Annotated in this window: 19 protein-coding genes; 9 read left to right on the forward strand and 10 right to left on the reverse strand. The window is 47.9% G+C overall.

Translation table 11 applies throughout. The features are described from left to right. The first annotated feature begins 151 nt into the window (after nucleotides 1-151). Entirely contained in the window at nucleotides 152-322 is a 171-nt protein-coding gene (locus ACWIP2_RS04575; protein ID WP_448518725.1) for a hypothetical protein, read from the forward strand. Nucleotides 323-331: 9 nt separating this feature from the next. On the opposite strand, the gene ACWIP2_RS04580 is transcribed toward ACWIP2_RS04575, so the two are convergent. The 5 genes from ACWIP2_RS04580 to ACWIP2_RS04600 form a co-directional block, all read right to left on the reverse strand. Continuing rightward, nucleotides 332-985, reverse strand: coding sequence for a fused MFS/spermidine synthase (locus tag ACWIP2_RS04580; RefSeq protein WP_448518726.1), 654 nt, complete (start codon nucleotides 983-985; stop codon nucleotides 332-334). Between the two features lie 272 nt (nucleotides 986-1257). Further along, nucleotides 1258-1506 (reverse strand): hypothetical protein, encoded by a 249-nt coding sequence (locus tag ACWIP2_RS04585; RefSeq protein ID WP_448518727.1) that lies wholly within the window; start codon nucleotides 1504-1506, stop codon nucleotides 1258-1260. A gap of 66 nt (nucleotides 1507-1572) precedes the next feature. Continuing rightward, entirely contained in the window at nucleotides 1573-3201 is a 1629-nt protein-coding gene (locus ACWIP2_RS04590; RefSeq protein ID WP_448518728.1) for an acyl-CoA carboxylase subunit beta, read from the reverse strand. Nucleotides 3202-3292: 91 nt separating this feature from the next. Then, nucleotides 3293-4861: an ABC transporter permease gene (locus ACWIP2_RS04595; protein ID WP_448518729.1), complete on the reverse strand. Its 1569-nt coding sequence runs from the start codon at nucleotides 4859-4861 to the stop codon at nucleotides 3293-3295. 10 nt (nucleotides 4862-4871) lie between these two features. Beyond that, nucleotides 4872-6173 (reverse strand): hypothetical protein, encoded by a 1302-nt coding sequence (locus ACWIP2_RS04600; RefSeq protein WP_448518730.1) that lies wholly within the window; start codon nucleotides 6171-6173, stop codon nucleotides 4872-4874. Nucleotides 6174-6300: 127 nt separating this feature from the next. Between ACWIP2_RS04600 and ACWIP2_RS04605 the strand changes: the two genes are divergently transcribed. From ACWIP2_RS04605 to ACWIP2_RS04620, 4 genes are all read left to right on the forward strand, one after another. Next, nucleotides 6301-7257, forward strand: a complete 957-nt coding sequence (locus ACWIP2_RS04605; RefSeq protein WP_448518731.1) for an SDR family NAD(P)-dependent oxidoreductase — start codon at nucleotides 6301-6303, stop codon at nucleotides 7255-7257. 12 nt (nucleotides 7258-7269) lie between these two features. Continuing rightward, on the forward strand, nucleotides 7270-8682 hold the full coding sequence (locus ACWIP2_RS04610; RefSeq protein ID WP_448518732.1) for a tetratricopeptide repeat protein: 1413 nt from the start codon (nucleotides 7270-7272) through the stop codon (nucleotides 8680-8682). An 18-nt stretch (nucleotides 8683-8700) separates the two neighbouring features. Further along, a complete protein-coding gene (locus ACWIP2_RS04615) occupies nucleotides 8701-9507 on the forward strand; it encodes a phosphosulfolactate synthase (RefSeq protein WP_448518733.1) in 807 nt (268 codons plus the stop codon). Nucleotides 9508-9588: 81 nt separating this feature from the next. Continuing rightward, nucleotides 9589-10410: a 6-hydroxymethylpterin diphosphokinase MptE-like protein gene (locus ACWIP2_RS04620; RefSeq protein WP_448518734.1), complete on the forward strand. Its 822-nt coding sequence runs from the start codon at nucleotides 9589-9591 to the stop codon at nucleotides 10408-10410. A 2-nt stretch (nucleotides 10411-10412) separates the two neighbouring features. Here ACWIP2_RS04620 and ACWIP2_RS04625 read toward each other — a convergent pair whose 3' ends face one another. After that, complete coding sequence (locus ACWIP2_RS04625) at nucleotides 10413-11399, reverse strand: cation diffusion facilitator family transporter (RefSeq protein WP_448518735.1); 987 nt, start codon at nucleotides 11397-11399, stop codon at nucleotides 10413-10415. A gap of 82 nt (nucleotides 11400-11481) precedes the next feature. Here ACWIP2_RS04625 and rfbC point away from each other — a divergent pair, with 82 nt between their 5' ends. From rfbC to ACWIP2_RS04640, 3 genes are all read left to right on the forward strand, one after another. Beyond that, the gene (rfbC, locus tag ACWIP2_RS04630; RefSeq protein WP_448518736.1) at nucleotides 11482-12033 is read left to right on the forward strand and encodes a dTDP-4-dehydrorhamnose 3,5-epimerase; all 552 of its coding nucleotides are present in this window, start codon (nucleotides 11482-11484) and stop codon (nucleotides 12031-12033) included. 10 nt (nucleotides 12034-12043) lie between these two features. Next, the gene (locus ACWIP2_RS04635; protein WP_448518737.1) at nucleotides 12044-12790 is read left to right on the forward strand and encodes a glycosyltransferase family 2 protein; all 747 of its coding nucleotides are present in this window, start codon (nucleotides 12044-12046) and stop codon (nucleotides 12788-12790) included. A gap of 330 nt (nucleotides 12791-13120) precedes the next feature. Beyond that, nucleotides 13121-14236 carry a methylmalonyl-CoA mutase family protein gene (locus ACWIP2_RS04640; protein ID WP_448518738.1) on the forward strand — a complete coding sequence of 372 codons (1116 nt, stop codon included), beginning with the start codon at nucleotides 13121-13123 and terminating at the stop codon, nucleotides 14234-14236. Here ACWIP2_RS04640 and ACWIP2_RS04645 read toward each other — a convergent pair whose 3' ends face one another. Then, entirely contained in the window at nucleotides 14237-14644 is a 408-nt protein-coding gene (locus ACWIP2_RS04645; protein ID WP_448518739.1) for a hypothetical protein, read from the reverse strand. A gap of 86 nt (nucleotides 14645-14730) precedes the next feature. Here ACWIP2_RS04645 and ACWIP2_RS04650 point away from each other — a divergent pair, with 86 nt between their 5' ends. Continuing rightward, entirely contained in the window at nucleotides 14731-15036 is a 306-nt protein-coding gene (locus ACWIP2_RS04650) for a hypothetical protein (protein WP_448518740.1), read from the forward strand. Nucleotides 15037-15077: 41 nt separating this feature from the next. Here ACWIP2_RS04650 and ACWIP2_RS04655 read toward each other — a convergent pair whose 3' ends face one another. The 3 genes from ACWIP2_RS04655 to ACWIP2_RS04665 form a co-directional block, all read right to left on the reverse strand. Further along, nucleotides 15078-15998, reverse strand: coding sequence for a TIGR01777 family oxidoreductase (locus tag ACWIP2_RS04655; RefSeq protein WP_448518741.1), 921 nt, complete (start codon nucleotides 15996-15998; stop codon nucleotides 15078-15080). An 87-nt stretch (nucleotides 15999-16085) separates the two neighbouring features. After that, the gene (locus ACWIP2_RS04660; RefSeq protein WP_448518742.1) at nucleotides 16086-18488 is read right to left on the reverse strand and encodes a M1 family metallopeptidase; all 2403 of its coding nucleotides are present in this window, start codon (nucleotides 18486-18488) and stop codon (nucleotides 16086-16088) included. Nucleotides 18489-18509: 21 nt separating this feature from the next. After that, complete coding sequence (locus ACWIP2_RS04665; protein WP_448518743.1) at nucleotides 18510-19100, reverse strand: HupE/UreJ family protein; 591 nt, start codon at nucleotides 19098-19100, stop codon at nucleotides 18510-18512. Between the last annotated feature and the right edge of the window lie 72 nt (nucleotides 19101-19172).

Genomic DNA, 19172 nt, shown 5'->3' on the forward strand with positions numbered 1-19172 from the left:
ATAAAGGCTATTTGACCCAACGCAAAGCAAAATCGGCTGAACAAGGCGTACAACTCATTACCAAAGTGAGAAGAAATATGAAAAAAGCAAGTTGCATGCAGCATAAAAACACTATCTCAAACAAAGAGGGCTTATAGAAACTGTCTTTGGTTTGCTGTCTTTTCAAGCCGATATTGACCACACGCGGCATCGGTCGCCAATAGGTATGTTCGTCAACCTGTTCAGCGGACTGATTGCTTACACTTATTTTGATACCCTACCCCAAGCTAAAACTTTCCAATCCCTCTCTCAAATAAAACTTTTCAAAGACCTAATTGCATAATTCGCGTTGTTAGGAGCGATTTTCCGCTATGATGATATCATTTGTCCATTCCACTCTTTCTATCGCTTTAACTTTAAAATTTCGTTTTAAAAACTCATTTTGAATTTGATTGAATATTTCCGATTTTATTGTGCTTCTTATCGTATTGTATATTATTTTACCTTTTAACTTCACATGCTTGGTAAGTTGGCTTATAAACTGACTTTGAGTAAATGATTCGGGTATGCTGTTTCCTATAAATATATCCACAATAATTAGGTCAAATATATCGTTTGAGTTTTCAATATATGCTGATGCGTCAGCTTGAATGATTTTTACATTTTTAAATCTTTTTATATTGAAATCGTTTAACGCTATTTGTATTATTTGGGGATCTACATCAATCGCTACTATCAATGCGTCAGATTGAAACGTCTGTCTGATGGTTTGGATGACCGACCCTCCGCCAAGTCCCAAAAGCAATATTTTTCGAATGTTATCGTCAAATTCAATTTCGCGCAGTCCCGCATACAATATTCTTTCAAGCGAACCATAAGAATAATTACTGCATGTGGTATCTAAAACTATTTTGCCATTTACAAGGTTAAGCTCTAACTTTCCATTGATAGGGGAGTCATAAGTCTTCACTCGTATTGGAAAAAAGTAACTTACAAGTTGTTTCATAAAATAGACCTTTTGGTTGCTGATTATCAGTTATTTGTTTTATTTTGCACCAAGATCACACTTAAAGTTAAGTAAAAATGGCAAGTATTTTTCATAAAATGCCTTAGCCGACTGTAAGCACTTTTTTATCAATCAATTCAGAACCGACGTGGAACGAGCGCTTTCAGCAAAGAGAACAGATTCTTGAAAATTTTCAACTAAGTGCAGGCTTATATAATTACAAATTAAAACATTTAAGTGTTTGATTATCAGTATTTTAAACTCCAAAAACCCTATTGTGTACTTGGCGCGAAAGAGGCATCATGGTCAAAAAATGCCACTTGCGGCAGGGACGGAAATTGTTCCTGATACAAGGCAAGCAGGCGCTGAATCAATACGGTTTTGCCAACACCCGGCTCACCGTAGAAGTTCAGGATAACAGGCAAGCGAATTTCTTCACGGCTTGCTTCCGAATCGGTCAGCCGCGTTATACATTCGCTTGCAAATGCTATTTCTTTTGACCTACCAACGAATGCATGCATAATTGATGTCTGTTTTATCAATCATACAATACAAGGTAACCAAAGGCACACACACCTGCAAATTTTCTACGTCTGAATTACGCCTACGTTGTAGCGCTTGCGGATGGGCGCGTGGTTGGCGGCTTCTATGCCCATGCTAATGACTTTGCGGGTTTCCAGCGGGTCTATGATGCCGTCCACCCAGAGGCGTGCAGCGGCGTAGTACGGCGAGAGTTCTTCGTTGTACTTGTCGGTGATTTCTTTGAGCAGTGCGGCTTCCTGTTCGGCGGCGATTGCTTCGCCTTTGGCTTTCAGAGCGGAAACTTTGATTTGCAAAAGCGTTTTGGCTGCCGATGCGCCGCTCATTACTGCCAGTTGCGCCGTTGGCCAGGCGTAAATCAGGCGTGGGTCGTAGGCTTTGCCGCACATAGCGTAGTTGCCTGCCCCGTAAGAGTTGCCCAAAATGATGCTGAACTTCGGCACAACGGAATTGCTCATAGCGTTCACCATTTTTGCGCCGTCTTTGATGATGCCGCCGTGTTCGGCACGGCTGCCCACCATAAAGCCCGAAACATCGTGCAAAAACACCAGCGGGATACGCTTTTGGTTGCAGTTCATAATGAAGCGCGCGGCTTTGTCGGCAGCGTCGGAATAGATAACGCCGCCCATCTGCATTTCGCCCTTTTTGGTTTTGACCATTTTGCGCTGATTGGCGATGATGCCTACCGCCCAGCCGTCTATGCGCGCCAGTCCGCAAATGAGCGTCTGACCGTAGAGTTCCTTGTAAGGGCGGAATTCGGAATTGTCCACCATGCGCAGGATAATGTCCATCATGTCGTAAGGCTTGGTGCGGTCTGCCGGGAACAGTCCGTAGATTTCCTCTTGGGGCAGTTTGGGCAATGCAGGCGTTTTGCGATTGAAACCAGCTTTCGGAAAATCGCCTATTTTGTCAAAAATATCGCGAATAGCTGTCAAACAACTTTTGTCTTCAGGGAATTTATAGTCGGTAACGCCTGAAATTTCGCAATGGGTAGTGGCACCGCCCAATGTTTCGTTATCTACATTTTCACCAATGGCAGCTTTGACCAAGTAAGAGCCTGCCAGAAAAATGCTTCCGGTTTTGTCCACAATCATGGCTTCGTCGCTCATAATGGGCAGGTAAGCGCCGCCGGCTACGCAACTGCCCATGATGGCGGCAATTTGTATGATGCCTTCGGAAGACATGATGGCGTTGTTGCGGAAAATGCGCCCAAAGTGTTCTTTGTCGGGGAAAACTTCGTTTTGCAAGGGCAGGTAAACGCCTGCGCTGTCCACCAGATAAACAATCGGCAAACGGTTTTCTATCGCAATTTCCTGTGCGCGAAGGTTTTTTTTGGCGGTAATCGGAAACCATGCGCCTGCTTTCACGGTGGCATCGTTGGCGACAACAATCGCCTGCTTGCCGCTGATGTAGCCGATGCAAACGACTACGCCGCCCGAAGGACAGCCGCCGTGTTCTTCGTACATGCCCTCGCCTGCAAAAGCGCCAATTTCCAACACAGGCGCGCCTTCGTCCAACAGAAAGGCAATGCGCTCACGGGCGGTTAGTTTGCCTTGCTTGTGTTGCGCTTCTATCTTTTTCGCGCCGCCACCCAGTTTGACCTTGTCGTAGCGGGTTTTGAGCCTGAAAAGTTCCTGTTTGAGCAAATCTTCGTTCTTGTTGAATTCAATATCCATGTGTGTTGAGTGTGTTGCAAAAGGTACAGGCAAAATTGACAGATAATTGCTTAACTGCCAACAGAGCCGGTTGGTTATCAGCCTTGCATCCTCAATCAGACTTATTCAGCTTATCCAACAGAAAAACGGGCAGCATGCCTGCCAGCACAATCAGGCAGGACATGGCGGCGGACTGCTGCAATTTTTCATCGTCCGCATATTCGTAGGCTTTGGTAGCCAGCGTATCAAAATTGAAAGGTCGCAGAATGAGCGTGAGCGGCAGTTCTTTGAGAATATCCACCAGAACTAGCATCAGCGATGCCAGAATTGCGCCGCGCAGCAGTGGCACATGCACCAACAGCAACGTTTGCAGGGGGCTTTTTCCCAGAATGGCTGCTGCGCTGTCCATAGAGGGCGATATTTTCTGTAAACCTGCCTCTAAGGGATTAAAAGCCACGGCCATGAAGCGCACCAGATAGGCATAAGTCAGCGCGATGAGCGAACCAACCAGCGCCACCTGCAATGACTTTCTGACAGCCAGCAATAACGCCAGTACCCCGATGGCTACTACCGCGCCCGGCATGGCATAACCCAGATTGGCCAGCTGAATTGTCAACTGTGTCAGCCGATTTTTGCCTATGCGCCGCAGATAGGCAAGCATAAGCGCCACAGCGACAATTATCAACGCGCTTATCAATGCAACCTGCAAAGTCTGTAGTAAATATTTGCTGAAATCAGCGGTGAGCAAGCCTTGTACCCATCCGTTGTAGGCCCATGAAAGTAGTTGGGCAAAGGGAAACACAAAGCCGCCAAGCGCAGGAATCAGACAGAACAGCATAGCGCCGATTGCCAGCCAGCCGCGCAGCGGTTGGCGCGTCAGCAGGCGCTCACTTTTGCCGACCGTATAGCGCAGGTTGCTTGTCAGCCATTTTTCAGAGAGGTTGAGTACAAAAATGACCGCCAGCAGCAGCCCAGCCAGTTTCATGGCTGTATATACGCTGCCCATCGCAAACCATGCGCGGAAAATACCCGCCGTGAAAGTAGGAACGCCGTAGTACTTGACCGTGCCGTATTCGTTCAAGCATTCCATCAGCACGAGCATGGCGGCGCCGATAATGGCAGGGCGCGCCATAGGCAGAGCAACGGCAAAAAAGCGTCGCAACGGCGAAGCGCCCAATAGTTTAGCTGCCTCTAATGCACCCGCTGCCTGTCGCTGAAAATTAGTGCGCGTAACCAAATAGATATAGGGATATAAAACCAGCGACATTACCGCAATAGCGCCGCCGAGATGCATCACATCGGGGCGGAAGGGCAGGTTTTGCAGCAGGCCGCGCTCAAAAGTATATTTGTAAATATAGGCGTTGATATAGGCAGGAATCGCCAGCGGCAACACCAGCAGCCACGAAAGCAGCCGTCTGCCCGGAAATTCGCAGGCGGCTACCAACCAAGCTGAAGGGATGCCCAGCAGCAGCGTTCCGGCGAGTACGCCTACGGTCAGTCCAAGCGTATTTTTTAAATAGGTGGGCAGCAGGTACTTGTACAGATGCACCCAGTAGCTATCGGCAGGGGAAAACCACTGCCAAACCACATAGAGCGGCGGAACAGCTAACAGGGCTGCTATTGTTGCTAATAAAAGTCCCTTGCCTGTGCGGGAAACAATACTTGAAAAGATGACGCGCATCAATCAACGACTACATAGACGGGAAGAAGGTGTCTAGCTTATTGACCTCGTTTTTGAGGCGCTCCAAGCTAATCGCTCTATTAATAGCATCAATGGTCGTATCTTTCACACGCGACAAACGATCTATCTGTTGGCGCACTTTATTGTTATCGTCGCTCAGGCGGCGCGCCATTGCTTCCTGTAATACCAACACCATTTCGCGGTTATTTTTTTCCAGCAATGAGATATACTGCGAGTACAAGTATTCAAACTCTTTGTAAAGAAAAATTACCTCGCCAATGCGCTTGTTCATCTCTATTAGGTTGCCGCTGCGAATAAGTGTGCCGTAATTAATGATGCCGTTTTCTGTTGCTTCGCGCTCCAATCGGACTAAGTACTCACGTACAGAACTTGAGTTGTAGGTCAGGAAAAGCGTTGTCAGATAATCCGAAGTAGATTTGGCGCGTCGCTCAAGGTTAGGATCTATTGTGCGCCCGCTTGCCTTAATGTTCTGCACTACAAAGTCGCGCAGTTTGTTTTGCAGGTTAGCAGTCTGCACCTGATAGGTGCTAATTCCAATCGCAAAATTGCGATTCAGTTCGTTGAGGCGCGTATAATATTGTGTAAACTGCATCATCTCGTCGCGGAAGCGAGTTACATTCTCTTGCGAAATGTCGGACCGGCTCACAAAAAGCGCACTGGCAAAACTCATCAGCGAGTTGCTTACCCCCAAAATAGGCGCAGCAGGACCGGCTATAGTTTGCATCAGTGGATTCTCCAGCACCAAGCGAGCAGCCTCCATGATGCGCGGACGATCGCGGCGCGCATTGGCTGCTATGTACTGATCCATCAGCCCCAGTACTTTTTTGTTGTATGAAAAGCCCATGTTTTCGTTGGCAGGGTTGTTCAGGTCGGTCAAGATGTTTTGGTATTCTTCCAACTGATTGAGTGCTTCTAAAATATTCAAGCGTTGGTTGAGCATATCGAAGACTTCCACCGAGCTGATCAGATTGCGCTGAATAATTGCGTAGCGGTCGCGGTCGGTAATCCTCATGCGCTGGTCAAACTCTCGCACGCGAATATCCACGCTGCTCACTGCGCTGCTGAAGCTGTTGACCTGCTCTTGCATAGATTTCTGCAATTCAGCGATACGCAAACTATCGTTGCGACGTTGGGCTTGCAGGTTTTTAATCACATTTTGATTGGCATTCAACTGCTGGAACAACATTCTTACAGAGTCGGCTTGCGATTGCTGCGCACATACTTGCGGCAGCAGAAAAATACTTCCGCCTGATAGCAGAAAAATAGCATAGATGCGCCTAATAGCTTTCATATCGAAGGTGAACGGTTGATGAAGGTAAAACACGCTAAGTTACACTTTTTTGTTTTCGTCAAAGCTAAAAACAGCGCCAAATGTATAGGCATTATCGGGTTTCGGATTTGGCTTCGTAAGTTTGTGCATGTTCAATGCCGCCCCAAGAGTTTTTATCACAGGAGCAAGCGGTCTTGTAGGTAGTTATATTACCCGCCGCCTGCTTAGGGAAGGGATGCAGGTGCTTGCGCTGCGCCGTTCCGATAGCGGACTTTTGCCTGAACGGCTGGATAGACTTACATGGGTTGATGGAGATATTACAGATGTACCGCTGCTAGACGAACTGGTCGCTAATGCAGACTGGGTCATCCATGCCGCAGCGCTGGTTTCTTTCAACTCTGCAAAGCGCGACGCATTGTTCAAAATCAATGTAGAAGGTACAGCCAATCTGGTAAATGCTTGTTTACAAGCCAATGTGCAGCGTTTCTGTTTTATCAGTTCGGTAGCTGCACTCGGCGGCAAAGGCGAAGTAATCAACGAGCGCGCACAGTGGGACGATGCATACAACCATTCGGTCTATGCCCTAAGCAAACACTTGGCAGAGCGCGAAGTTTGGCGCGGTATTGCCGAAGGGTTACCTGCTTTCATTGTCAATCCGTCCGTAGTACTGGGAAAAGGTAAGCCTGATAGTCCGCTGGCACAACTCTTCCGCACGGTAGCTAAGTTGCCTTTTTACTCTTCGGGAATGATTAATCTGGTAGATGCTGCCGATGTGGCAGAGGGCATTTTGCGACTCTTACAACATAATACCATAGCAGAGCGTTTCATTTTTAACGCGGCAGGTATGAGCTACCGCGACTTCTCTGTTCAGGTAGCTGCTGCCTCCGGAAAAAGTGCGCCAAAAAGTCTGATTGCAGACCATTGGCTCAAAGCAGTAGGAACAGTAAGCGGGTGGATGGGTGGTGCTTTTAACCGGCAAACAGCTGAGGCAGCCTGCCAAAAGCGGTACTATGATGGCAGTAAACTCGTCCAAAAGGTGGGTTTACAGTATCGCCCCGTAGCAGACAGCATCCGCGAGGCTGTATCTCAAACATTGAACCTCTAACAACACAGGCAGATGTCAGATAGAAGAAAGAAAGAGTCAAAGACAGAAGACGCATTAGTGCAGCGATTCGAGCAAATGCTTGCCGAAGGAATCAGCCTGTTTTTCGACTTACACGAGTTTGAACACATCATTCGTTACTATGCCGTGCGCTTACAATGGCAAAAAGCACTGAAAGCCTACAACGCAGCCTATGCACTGTATCCCTTTTCCTCCGAGTTGGGCATAGAAAAAGTGCGCATCCTGCTTGGGCTGGGCAAATACTGGCAGGCACTCGAACTTTCGGAAAAGATAGCAATTATGCACTCCGACTCGGATGAACTTTTTGTCTTGCAGGCAGGCGCTTTTATGGGGCTTAATATGGTTACACAAGCCATCGAAAGTCTGCTGATTGCGCTGGAAAATACCGACGATAAAGAAGATATCCACTACCGCATCGCTGAGCTGTACTTGCGCTCGGGCAAGTTGCAACAGTCGGTTGAGCATCTGTTTGCCATTCTACAAATCAATCCGGACAACATCAACGCGTTGCTCGATGTAGCCGACTCGCTGGAAGCCCTGCATTGCATTCCGGAGGGGACACAATTCTTCGAAGCACGAATAGACGAAGCACCCGAAGAGTTTCGCCTGTGGCGCAATGCCGCCATCTTTGCCAACGAGACTAACAGTTTTCATAAGGCAGTAGAACTGTTCGACTACGCACTGGCACTCAACGAAGATGACAGCAGCGTTTGGTATCATCTGGGACACGCCCAAATGAACCTACAGCGCTACGAAGAGGCAGAGCAATCGTACCGCAAAGCCATCGAACTCAAAGAACAAGGCGACTTTCCCGAGCCGGAAATGTACTGCTGTCTGGCTGCCACCTACGAAAAGCGCAAAGACTATAACAAAGCTTCGGCGCTATATCGCAAAGCCGTTAGTATGGACGAGCAGTGCGCCGATGGTTGGTACGGCATCGGTATGTGTCTCATCGGCCGCGAGCGGTGGTATGAAGCCATTAATTTCCTCAAAAAATCGGTGCGGATAGACAGCGAGTGCGAAGACTATTGGCTGGCGCTTGCCAAAGCAGAAGCAAAAACGGGAAACCTTGTGTCGGCTGTAGAGGCTTATCAACATGCCAGCCATCTAAACCCCGCCAATCCGCAAACATGGATGGACTGGTCGAGCGTGTATCGCGAACAGGGTGACTACAGCCAAGCTATCAGCTTGCTCAAAAGCGGATTAGAGGAATGCCCCGCCCATGCCGATCTATATTACCGCATGTGCCTTTACTATATAGAATCGGGCCAATACAAGCAATCGTTTAGTTATTTGGAAAATGCGCTAATTTTGGACTTTGACAGGCACACCGTCCTATACGAGTGGATTGAAGATATCAATATCCAAAAAGCACTTTTCAAAATTATCAGCCAATACCAGCGCTGATATTTGTTAAAACAACTGATGGCAAATTATTTCTTGAAAGACGTTCCTGAACGTACGGTAAAACCTCGTGAAAAAGGTCTCACGATGGTGATGGATAAAGGTTTAAGCATTCGCGAAGTAGAAGATATGCTTAGCACTTCGGCAGAATTTATTGACATAGTCAAATTGGGATGGGCAACTTCTTACTGCTTCCCTAATCTTGCCGATAAACTGAAAACCTACCGCGAAGCAGGTATTCCTGTGTATTTTGGCGGTACGCTGTTTGAAGCATTTGTTGTGCGCGGTCAATTCGAAGACTATCTCCGCCTGATGGACAAATACGAACTTCCCTATGCCGAAGTATCGGATGGATCGCTAGAAATGAATCATGATGAAAAGTGTAATTATATCCGCATTTTGTCGCAGCGAGCAACTGTACTGTCGGAAGTAGGTTCAAAAGATGCTGAAAAAATCATCCCCCCCTACAAATGGATTCAGCAAATGCGCCGCGAATTGGATGCAGGTGCATGGAAAGTGATCGGTGAAGCGCGTGAAAGCGGCAACGTAGGTCTGTTCCGTTCCAGCGGCGAGGTGCGTTCAGGTCTGGTAGAGGAAATTCTGACACAAATTCCTTTTGAAAGTATCATCTGGGAAGCGCCAATGAAGTCGCAACAGGTGTGGTTCATCAAATACTTAGGTACGAACGTAAATTTAGGCAATATTGCGCCAAGCGATATTATTCCGTTAGAAACTATTCGCTTAGGTCTGCGCGGCGATACTTTCCACACTTTCCTGAACGGCAGGCAGCCGCTAATCAGTTCATCTGCCCCCGATGTGAATCATTGATAAGTTGGTTTGCGTCATACTACTAAACCCGACGGGTCTCAAAGACCTGTCGGGTTTGTGTATAAAAAAGAAGAAAACACCATGAACGAACAAGACATTCCCATACTTCGCGAGCGAGCGGTTGTAAACCCCTATTTCAAAGCGGCGAATTTAGTATTGAAACGCCTGAGTTGGGATTTAAACCCTGAATCGTGGCGTTCCCGTGCGCGGCTGGCTGCCCTGAAAGACTACTACAAGGGACAAAAGGCGGTCATTCTTTGCAACGGTCCGAGCCTGCTCAAAACCGACTTTGACGCGCTGGCGGCAAGCGGCGTTTACACCTTCGGATTGAATAAAATCAACCTGCTATTTGATAAAACCTCCTTTCGCCCTTCCTGCATTGTAGCGGTGAACCATTTAGTGATTGAACAAAACGCAGATTTTTTCAATACAACTGATATTCCCCTGTTTTTAGACAGCCACGCGCTTAAACATGTGCCGCGCCGCAACAATATTACCTATCTCAAACAAACCTACCACAAAGTCTTTGCCCGCGACGTGCGCATGAGCCTCTACTACGGGCATACCGTAACTTTCGTAGCGATTCAGTTGGCGTTTCACATGGGCTTCCAACAGGTAGCCCTGATCGGTTGCGACCATCATTTCACGCATCCGAAAGGGCTTGCTAATCAGACGGTGGTTTCAGGCAGCCACGACCCTAACCACTTTGATCCGAACTATTTTGCGGGTGGTGTCAAGTGGCAACTGCCCGACCTGTTCCAGAGCGAAGTCGCCTATCAAATGGCGCGCGAGGTATTCGAGGCTTTTGGCAGAGAAATTTACAATTGTACTGAAGGCGGCAAATTGGAAATTTACGAGCGCAAAACGCTCGTTGATTTTTTGGCAGGGGGAGATGATGAATAATTTTACACCTCGTGCTTGCTATTATGCATCACTACTTCTTTTGTCCACTCAACCTTTCTAATAAATGGCGCATTTCTGACCGCGCAATTGGTCAGTGTACAAATCGCGCATGAACTTTTGATACAAGGGTCGGTATGAATGAAAATCTCTACGCGGTTCTCCATTGCCATATTGACAATATCTTCTACCGCTTTAATTTCATCATGTGCCTGTTCGACGTTTAGATACCATGGCAGGGTCAGGTGGCAGTCTATGTGTAATCGCGGGCCGTATTTGATGATGCGCAGGTTATGTACGTCAATCCAGTTGGGGCGGCGCTCTTGCTCCAGCACGGCGATAACTTCTGTCGCCAGCGCCTCATCGGTTTCGTCCATGACTCCCGAAATGGCATGGCGAAATATCTGCCAACCATTGTGGATAATCAATCCGCCAAAAATAATCGCCATTAAACCATCTATCCATTCCCAACCTGTCAATAAAATCAAGAACAGTCCAATAATCAATCCAAGGCTGGTGTACCCGTCGCTCATCAGGTGTTCGCCGTCGGCTTGCAGCGAGGGCGAGTGCATTTTGCGCCCTTGTTGCCGCAGGTAAAAGCCCATCCCATAATTAATGCTGCCTGTAACAATAGTCAAAATGATACCAATGTCCAATGCGCTAATCGAATCGGGTTGCCAGAAGCCGTAAATCGCCTTAACAATAGTTGCGCCGCCCGCCAGCATAATTAGCACCGCCTCAAGACCGGAACTAAGGAATTCTATTTTTCCATGCCCGTAAGGATGTTCCTTGTCGCGTGGTTTGGCAGAAATGGTTACGCTATACAGCGCCACCGCACCTGCCACCACATTCACCAGCGATTCTAGCGCGTCGGTAAAAACAGCATCGGAAGAAGTCAGATAATAGGTAGCGAATTTAACAACAGCCAGCACAGAACCAATAATCAGCGCGGCGGTGAGTAGTTGCTTCTTGGAAAGTTGAGGAAACGGCATGTGCTTATTTGCGGTAAATCCCTATGTAAGGGGCGCTCAAAATTACCTACCTTTGCGCAGCATTTCATCAATTAGCAAAAAAATGCCTTTTCGCGAAACGCCGCTGCCCGGTCTGTGGATTTTTGAACCGCGCGTCTTTGAAGACGAACGCGGTTATTTCTTTGAAAGTTTTAATCAGCGGACTTTTGCCGAGCACCTTGGGCAAAACATCCACTTTGTACAGGATAATCAGTCCAAATCGGGCTATGGCGTCGTGCGTGGGCTGCATTTTCAACGCGGCGACTATGCGCAGGCAAAATTAGTGCGCGCGCTCAACGGGCGCGTCTTAGACGTGGCCTTAGACATTCGCCCCGAGTCGCCCACCTTCGGGCAACACTTTGCGCTGGAACTTTCCGCCGAAAACCGCCTGCAACTTTTCATCCCGCGCGGATTTGCGCATGGTTTTGCCGTATTGAGCCAAACGGCAGAGTTCTTCTACAAATGTGATAATTTTTATGCCCCTCAGCACGAAGGCGGCATTTCATACAACGACCCCCAACTGAATATTGATTGGCAAATACCTGTTCATCAGCAGATTGTTTCCGCCAAAGACAAGGCGCTGCCCTTGTTTTCGTCGCTTTTCAGTCAGGTTTAATTTTTGAAACATGTATCTGAATCAGAAAGTAGTAGTGGTGATGCCGGCTTACAATGCCGAAAAAACACTGGAACGAACCCTCAAAGAAATTCCTTTTGATATTGTGGATGAGTTGGTGCTGGTAGATGACGCAAGCAAAGACAGCACCACCGAACTTGCCCAAAAGTTAGGCATCCGCCACGTGATTCGCCACGAGCGCAACAAAGGCTATGGCGGCAATCAGAAAACCTGCTACAACAAAGCGCTGGAAATTGGCGCCGACATTGTCGTAATGCTGCACCCCGACTACCAATACACCCCCAAACTGATTACGGCGATGGTTTCCATCATCGGTCAGGGGTTATATCCGGTAGTGTTCGGTTCGCGGATTCTGGGCAAGGGCGCGCTCAAAGGCGGTATGCCGATGTACAAATACATTTCCAACCGCTTTCTTACGCTGGCGCAAAACCTGATGATGAATCAGAAACTGTCGGAATACCATACCGGCTACCGCGCCTATTCGCGAAAGGTGCTGGAAACAGTGCCTTACGAACGCAATTCAGATAACTTTATATTTGACAATCAGATGATTGCCCAAATATTTTATCATAACTTTGAAATAGCCGAAGTTACCTGCCCAACTAAGTACTTTGACGAAGCCTCTTCCATCAACTTGCGCAACAGCATTGAGTACGGGCTGGGCGTTTTGGGCGTATCTTTCCGCTACATGCTCGCCAAAATGGGAATTGCCAAGTGGCATATTTTGGGGAACAAGTAGGGATTTGCCCCCAGAGGACGCTGAGGTTATTGCAGAGAGCGCGAAGGTTTTATTCTCTTTGTGTCCTTTAAGCCGTAGTTCGTGTCCACAAGAACTACTATTTTTGACATAAATTAACCGCCTATTGTTGTGCGTGAGGACACGTACAACGGCGAAGTGGTTCAAACCATCTTGAAAAATGAGGGTATGGAAATTAGACAATCTAAGCCGTAGTTCGTGTCCACAAGAACTACTATTTTGACATAAAATAAACACACGTTGTTGTGCGTGAGGACACGCACAACGGCTAAGGAACAACAATAGCCTTAACTACTCATTCACCTATTGCCTATGAACTTGTTCAGCGAATTTCCTGTATTGCCCATCAGCGCCTGGGAAGAGCAAGCCAAGAAAGAACTTAAAGGCGCAGACCTTGCCGAAAAACTCAACTGGAAAACCCCTGATGGTTTTGAAATAGAAGCGTTTTTCAGCAACTTGCCCGCGCCCGCATGGGAAAGCTACCTTTCTGAAAGTCTGGTTGCGGCTACCGATGCCTTCGGCAGAAGCTGGCGCAACCGCCTGCTGATTGAGGTAGCCGACGAGCAAGCTGCCAACGCACTGGCACTGGACATGCTAAACCGCAACGTGAATGAAATCGCTTTTGCAGTGGCAGGAAAAGCCGCGCACGTGAATCTGGAAACGCTGTTGCAGGAAATTATGCTGCCTTTCTGTGCGGTCAGCTGGCAACTCAATGCCGATGAAGCGGCGGAATTTGTGCAGCGTTACTTTGCCTACGCCGCGGCAAAAGGCTATGCCTACGAAAACCTCAGCGGCAGATTAGACATCAACGACGCTTCCGATGAGTTATATTTCACCCTGACAGACGCCATACAGGGAACTTCGCTGCACGTTGCCGTAGCGGCTACCGCAGGTGAAACCATCAGCGCACGTTGGGCAACTGCGCTTGCCGCCGCTTACCGTCTGTTGAATCGCGCGCCACAGGCAGCCGCGCTGTTGCCGCATCTGGCTATCAATCACTCATTAACAAACAGCTACTTTGCCGAAATTGCAGGCATGCGCGCCTTCCGTCTGCTGTTTGCCGAAATGGCTGCCGAATGGTCGCCGGATTACAGCCCTGCCGCTTTGCACATCGCCGCTCGCACAGGTTTTGAGGTAAATGAGCGCAACCAAAAAGACCCTTACTGGAACATGATTTCCAACACCACACAGGCAATGGCGGCTATCATCGGCGGATGCAATACGCTGGAAGTTACCCCACACCAAAAAGGCATTGAACCAGTGGACAGTTTCGGGCAGCGCATCGCCATTAACGTTTCCAATATTTTGGCGGAAGAAGCCTATTTCGGCAAAAACATTGATCCTGCCGCAGGTGCGTACTATATTGAACAACTTACCGAAAAAATGCTGGAAGCCATCTGGCAACGCTTTCGGGAAATGGTGCAGTGATCAGACTATACGGCCTGCCCCTGCAATCCGCTTTGCCATGAACTTCATCAATCGTTTAGCGATTTCTTGACGGTTGGCGCTGTAGAAGCGATACTCTGCTAGCGTCAGTTGCCCTACGACTGTACCTAAAAGCGTATTTTTCAAAGCCTGATCTTTTGTCAGCGCTTGATATACGAAGTCTGTGTACTGATCAGCGGAAAGCGCCTGTAGCTTTACTTTCTGCTGCGTGATGTAGTCAGCAAATATAGCAACGAGCAAATCATGCTGCATTTTCAGCACAGGGCGCAGCGTTTCGGTCTGAAAGCGCTCAAGCTCGTTCATCTCGGCTGTCGTTTCTACAGGTAACTGTGGTCTGATACTTTGTATGCCTTGCTCTCGCGAAGGGAAATGTAAAATATTTTGATTCATAGCTGTATGGGCTGTGCCTGAGGGTTCTAAAACTAATAAGGTGCAATTTTAGTTATGTACTGAGGATTAACCGAAAATTAATGATTATGCCCGACAAACAACAATACATGGTAGATTTCACACTGCCCGCGGAGTTCAGCCCGGAGTTTACGGCATTAATTCCGGAGCAACGTACAGAGGTTAATCGTTTGATGGCAGCAGACAAGATTACGGCTTATTCTCTATCGTTGGATAGTGGCAAGTTGTGGGCGATTGTCAATGCCGATTCAGAACTGGAGGTGCTGATCATGATTAACAACCTGCCGCTGAGTCGCTTCATGGAGTCGCGCATTTCGCTGCTTACATTCCACAATGCCGTAACCAGAATACAAACGTCTTTCTCGTTGAATTAATTTTTCTATTCTTCAAATCTGCTTGCAGTACAGCATACACATCAGGCATATTGTACGGCGAGTAAATCTTGTAAAGCGTTCTCCAATTGGGGATGCTGAAAGGTGAAGCCTGCTTGTTCTATCCTATTACTGCTCACCTTATTACCACCCAGTACGATGCTGCCCATTTCGCCAAACATCAACTTAATGGCAAAGGCAGGTACATTGAGTGGTAGAATAGGGCGATGCAGGATTTTGCCTACTGCCTTTGTAAAGGTTTCATTAGTGGCAGGATTGGGCGCTACGGCATTGTAAACCCCGCTTGCTTGTGGGTTTTCCATCGCCCAGATGAACAGGCGGCAGAGGTCGTCTATGTGAATCCACGACATCCACTGTTTGCCGCTGCCAAGCGGTGCGCCTGCATACAAGCGCACAGGCTGCACTAGTTTTGGCAGTGCGCCGCCTTCGTTGCTGAGCACAATCCCGATGCGGATTTTGACTACGCGGATGCCTATTTTGGCGATTAAGTCGGTTTCAGCTTCCCAAGCCTGCACGACGCGCGCCAAAAAATCCTGTCCGACGGGGGCGTTTTCTGTGAGCAGACGATCGCCTGTATCTAATCCGTAAATTCCGATGGCGCTTGCACCGATAACTGCTTTTACGCGGTGCGGCATTTGGCGCAGGGCTTTAGTCAGCAATGCGGTAGAATGTGTGCGGCTTTCCAGAATTTCCTGCTTGCGTGCGGTTGTCCATGCTTTGTCTGCCACGCCTGCGCCTGCCAGATGAATGATATAGTCTGTTTCGGCGAGGGCTGCCGGGTCTATGTAGCCTTTGCGAACGTCCCAAATGTATTTTCTGATGCGATCGCTTGTGTCGGAGGTACGACTCAGCCAGCAAACGTCATAGCCTTTTTCAATTAGCATGTCAGTCAAGCGACGGCCTACCAGCCCGCTGCCACCGGTAATAAGCACTCGTTGCCTCATAGGATTTATTCGGAGTAAAAAACCTTGCAGAGTTAGCCCTGCAAGGTTTTTAAACGGTTGTACGGAGTTTTTGTTAGGAAAAAGTTGCTACTCTTTTCCACCGTTTGGCGCTGTTCCGTTTTCGCGGCGAGCGCGCTGCATCGGATTTTCAGCGCCTGTGGGCGCGCCGCGACCTGCTTGGCGTTGTTTGAAAATCTCAAAACGGGAAAGTTGAGTTTTTCTTGGGAAAAAGTTGTTTTCCATGTTGATGTCGGCGGTTTCTTGGAACGGGTCGAGATATATTTGCTTGATGCGCTTTTCGGTTTTGAAAACCTTGCTTACTTCTTTGTCGTTTTTGCGCCAGATTTCGGCAGGAATGCGATGCAATTCGCGGCTGCCATCTTCAAACTCAAACTCTACAATGACAGGCATGACCAGTTCGCCGTGATTTTTGAAGTCAATTTGATAAAAGAAGTTCTTACTTTCAATCATTTTCTTCTCATCATCGCCCAAAGTAGCTAAGTAGCGCTGGTAGTTTTCTTTGTCGGTTTTGGTAGCTGCAAACGGGTCGTAGCTGTTGTAGAAGTCATTTAAAGCAGGATTCATTTCGGTTGCCGTTTGTTTTATCTCTGTGCGGTTGCGGATAATGCCGATGTCTTCGCGCTCGCCGCCCATCGCTTTTGCCTTAGCAAAAGGCTTTTCAATCTCTGGATCGCCCGTAGAAGGAATGGCTTCAATCACATTTTCAATGGAAATATCGCAATAGTCGGTGGTATAGAACCAGCCACGTATGAACCAGTCCAAATCAATGCCTGAGGCATCTTCCATCGTGCGGAAGAAATCGGCAGGGGTCGGGTGCTTAAATGCCCAGCGACGTGCATACTCTTTGAAGGCATAATCAAACAACTCGCGCCCCATGATAGTTTCGCGCATAATGTTCAGACCTGTGGCAGCTTTTCCGTAAGCATTAGCGCCAAGGTTTTGCACTGATTCAGAGTTGGTCATGATAGGCTCCAACGTGTTGGGGTCTGCCTTCATATAGTCGGTGATATAGCGGGCAGGACCGCGGCGCGACGGATAGTTGCGTTCCCATTCTTGTTCGGCAAGGTATTGTAAAAAGGTATTCAGCCCTTCGTCCATCCATGTCCATTGGCGCTCGTCGGAGTTGATAATCATTGGGAAGAAGTTATGCCCAACTTCGTGGATAATTACGCTAATCATGCCGTACTTGATGCGCTCGGAATAGGTGCCGTCTTTTTCAGGGCGACCGTAGTTAAAGCAAATCATGGGGTATTCCATACCATTTTCGGCATCTACTGAAATTGCTACCGGGTAAGGATAGTCAATGGTGTATTTGGAATACACGCGCAGCGTGTGCGCTACTACTTCGGTAGAGTATTGTCCCCAAAGTGGATTGCCTTCTTTTGGATAGTAAGACATCGCCATTACGGTACGTCCGCCGATATTTACGCCCATTGCGTCCCAAATGAACTTGCGAGAGCTTGTCCATGCAAAGTCGCGCACGTTTTGCGCATAGTACACCCATGTTTTAGTGCCTGTAGCGCGGCTTTTTTCGTTGGCGGTTGCTTCTTCTTGCGTTACAATTTCAACAGGTTTTTTTGCTGTTTTTGATTGCTCCCAGCGGCGCATTTGTGCAGGAGTCAGTACCTGTGCATAGTTCTGGCATTCGCCCGTAGCGCCTACGATGTGATCGGCAGGAACGGTAATGGCTACCTTGTAGTTGCCAAAAGGCAACGTAAACTCGCCTTGCCCGAGGAACTGTTTGTGTTGCCAGCCGTTGTAATCGTCATAAACAGCCATGCGCGGAAACCACTGTGTAATGGCATAAATCCAGTTGCCGTCTTCGGGAAAGAAATCGGCTCCGCCGCGCGAACCAGCCTGCAAGGCAGGGTTTTTACGGTCGTTGATGTTGTAGTTCCAACCCACGGCGAGCTTAAAGTTTTCACCTTTGCGCAGCGGACGGGGCAGTTCTACGCGCATCATTGTTTTGACGATGGTATAAGTTAGGGTGCGATTGGTTGTCGCATCGCGCACATACTGGATTTTGTGTCCACCGTCAAAACTGCGATCAAACTGCGCGTTGAGTTGGCTGCTGCTCATGCGCTCGTCAATCTTGCCGGTAGCTGTTTTGTAGGTGTCAGATTCTTTGTCCAGAATGTTCTGGTCTAATTGTAGCCACAAATAGGTCAGCGGGTCGGGTGAGTTGTTAAAGTAGGTAATTATTTCATCGCCGCTGATGCGTTGTTTTTCATCGTCTAAGCGCACTTTGATGTCGTAGTCGGCGCGCTGCTGCCAGTAGTTATAGCCGGGCGCGCCCGAAGCTGTGCGAAATGCGTTCGGAGTAGGTAGCTCTGTACCTAATTGGGCGAATTTTTCGGCAGCGCGATTAACATAATTGGCCTTGCGGGGTGTTTGTGCAGAGGCATTCCATGCAACTGCTACCAGACAAACCGTCAGCCCTTTGATAAAGTGTCCAAATAGTCTATTCATAGATGAATGGGGGATTGTTTTTCAAAAAATCCATGTTTTCTGTATCAGTGTGATTGATATGCCTAAAACAATGCCTGACAGGATGAGATTCCAATCGCGCTGTTTCACAGACAGAAAGTTAGTCATTATGCCTGACAAGAGCAAGATAATGAATACAATAAGCAACTGACCTATTTCCAAGCCAATATTAAACGCGAATAAGGGCGCTACAATACTCTCCTCTTTGCCCAGCATACTGCGCAGGAAGTTAGAGAAACCCAGCCCGTGAATCAGCCCGAAAAGTGCTGCAGTTACGTAGCGATAGCCCATCGGCTGCTGCTTGCTATCCCGGCTGTCTGTACCTGAAAAGAAGTTGAAAATACAGGTGATAACAATTGTAATCGGGATGAGGAACTCAATCACTTCGGTCTGAAAAGACACAACTTTCAGCGTTGCTAGCGCCAGCGTAATCGAGTGTCCGATTGTAAAAGCTGTTACCAGAATCAATATTTTTTTCCAGTCTGAAAACTGATAAATCGCGCACAGGGCGGTAATGAACAAAATGTGGTCGTATGCGCCTAAGTCGGAAATGTGCCTAAAACCTTCGATAAGGTAAAGCTGAAAATCGGACATGTACTTGTTTTGGTATTGATAATCAGGGTACTTTTCACAAATGTATATGATATTCGGAATGTAGGCACAATT

Source organism: Rhodoflexus sp. (genome assembly GCF_053489755.1).

Bases quoted from the DNA above. Each gene is read 5' to 3' on its own strand.
- ACWIP2_RS04660 (WP_448518742.1), bottom strand. From the start codon at position 18,488: ATGAATAGACTATTTGGACACTTTATCAAAGGGCTGACGGTTTGTCTG.
- ACWIP2_RS04610 (WP_448518732.1), top strand. From the start codon at position 7,270: ATGTCAGATAGAAGAAAGAAAGAGTCAAAGACAGAAGACGCATTAGTG.
- ACWIP2_RS04650 (WP_448518740.1), top strand. From the start codon at position 14,731: ATGCCCGACAAACAACAATACATGGTAGATTTCACACTGCCCGCGGAG.
- ACWIP2_RS04645 (WP_448518739.1), bottom strand. From the start codon at position 14,644: ATGAATCAAAATATTTTACATTTCCCTTCGCGAGAGCAAGGCATACAA.
- ACWIP2_RS04615 (WP_448518733.1), top strand. From the start codon at position 8,701: ATGGCAAATTATTTCTTGAAAGACGTTCCTGAACGTACGGTAAAACCT.
- ACWIP2_RS04640 (WP_448518738.1), top strand. From the start codon at position 13,121: ATGAACTTGTTCAGCGAATTTCCTGTATTGCCCATCAGCGCCTGGGAA.
- ACWIP2_RS04620 (WP_448518734.1), top strand. From the start codon at position 9,589: ATGAACGAACAAGACATTCCCATACTTCGCGAGCGAGCGGTTGTAAAC.
- ACWIP2_RS04665 (WP_448518743.1), bottom strand. From the start codon at position 19,100: ATGTCCGATTTTCAGCTTTACCTTATCGAAGGTTTTAGGCACATTTCC.
- ACWIP2_RS04595 (WP_448518729.1), bottom strand. From the start codon at position 4,861: ATGCGCGTCATCTTTTCAAGTATTGTTTCCCGCACAGGCAAGGGACTT.
- ACWIP2_RS04605 (WP_448518731.1), top strand. From the start codon at position 6,301: ATGTTCAATGCCGCCCCAAGAGTTTTTATCACAGGAGCAAGCGGTCTT.
- ACWIP2_RS04590 (WP_448518728.1), bottom strand. From the start codon at position 3,201: ATGGATATTGAATTCAACAAGAACGAAGATTTGCTCAAACAGGAACTT.
- rfbC (WP_448518736.1), top strand. From the start codon at position 11,482: ATGCCTTTTCGCGAAACGCCGCTGCCCGGTCTGTGGATTTTTGAACCG.
- ACWIP2_RS04625 (WP_448518735.1), bottom strand. From the start codon at position 11,399: ATGCCGTTTCCTCAACTTTCCAAGAAGCAACTACTCACCGCCGCGCTG.
- ACWIP2_RS04580 (WP_448518726.1), bottom strand. From the start codon at position 985: ATGAAACAACTTGTAAGTTACTTTTTTCCAATACGAGTGAAGACTTAT.
- ACWIP2_RS04655 (WP_448518741.1), bottom strand. From the start codon at position 15,998: ATGAGGCAACGAGTGCTTATTACCGGTGGCAGCGGGCTGGTAGGCCGT.
- ACWIP2_RS04635 (WP_448518737.1), top strand. From the start codon at position 12,044: ATGTATCTGAATCAGAAAGTAGTAGTGGTGATGCCGGCTTACAATGCC.
- ACWIP2_RS04600 (WP_448518730.1), bottom strand. From the start codon at position 6,173: ATGAAAGCTATTAGGCGCATCTATGCTATTTTTCTGCTATCAGGCGGA.
- ACWIP2_RS04585 (WP_448518727.1), bottom strand. From the start codon at position 1,506: ATGCATGCATTCGTTGGTAGGTCAAAAGAAATAGCATTTGCAAGCGAA.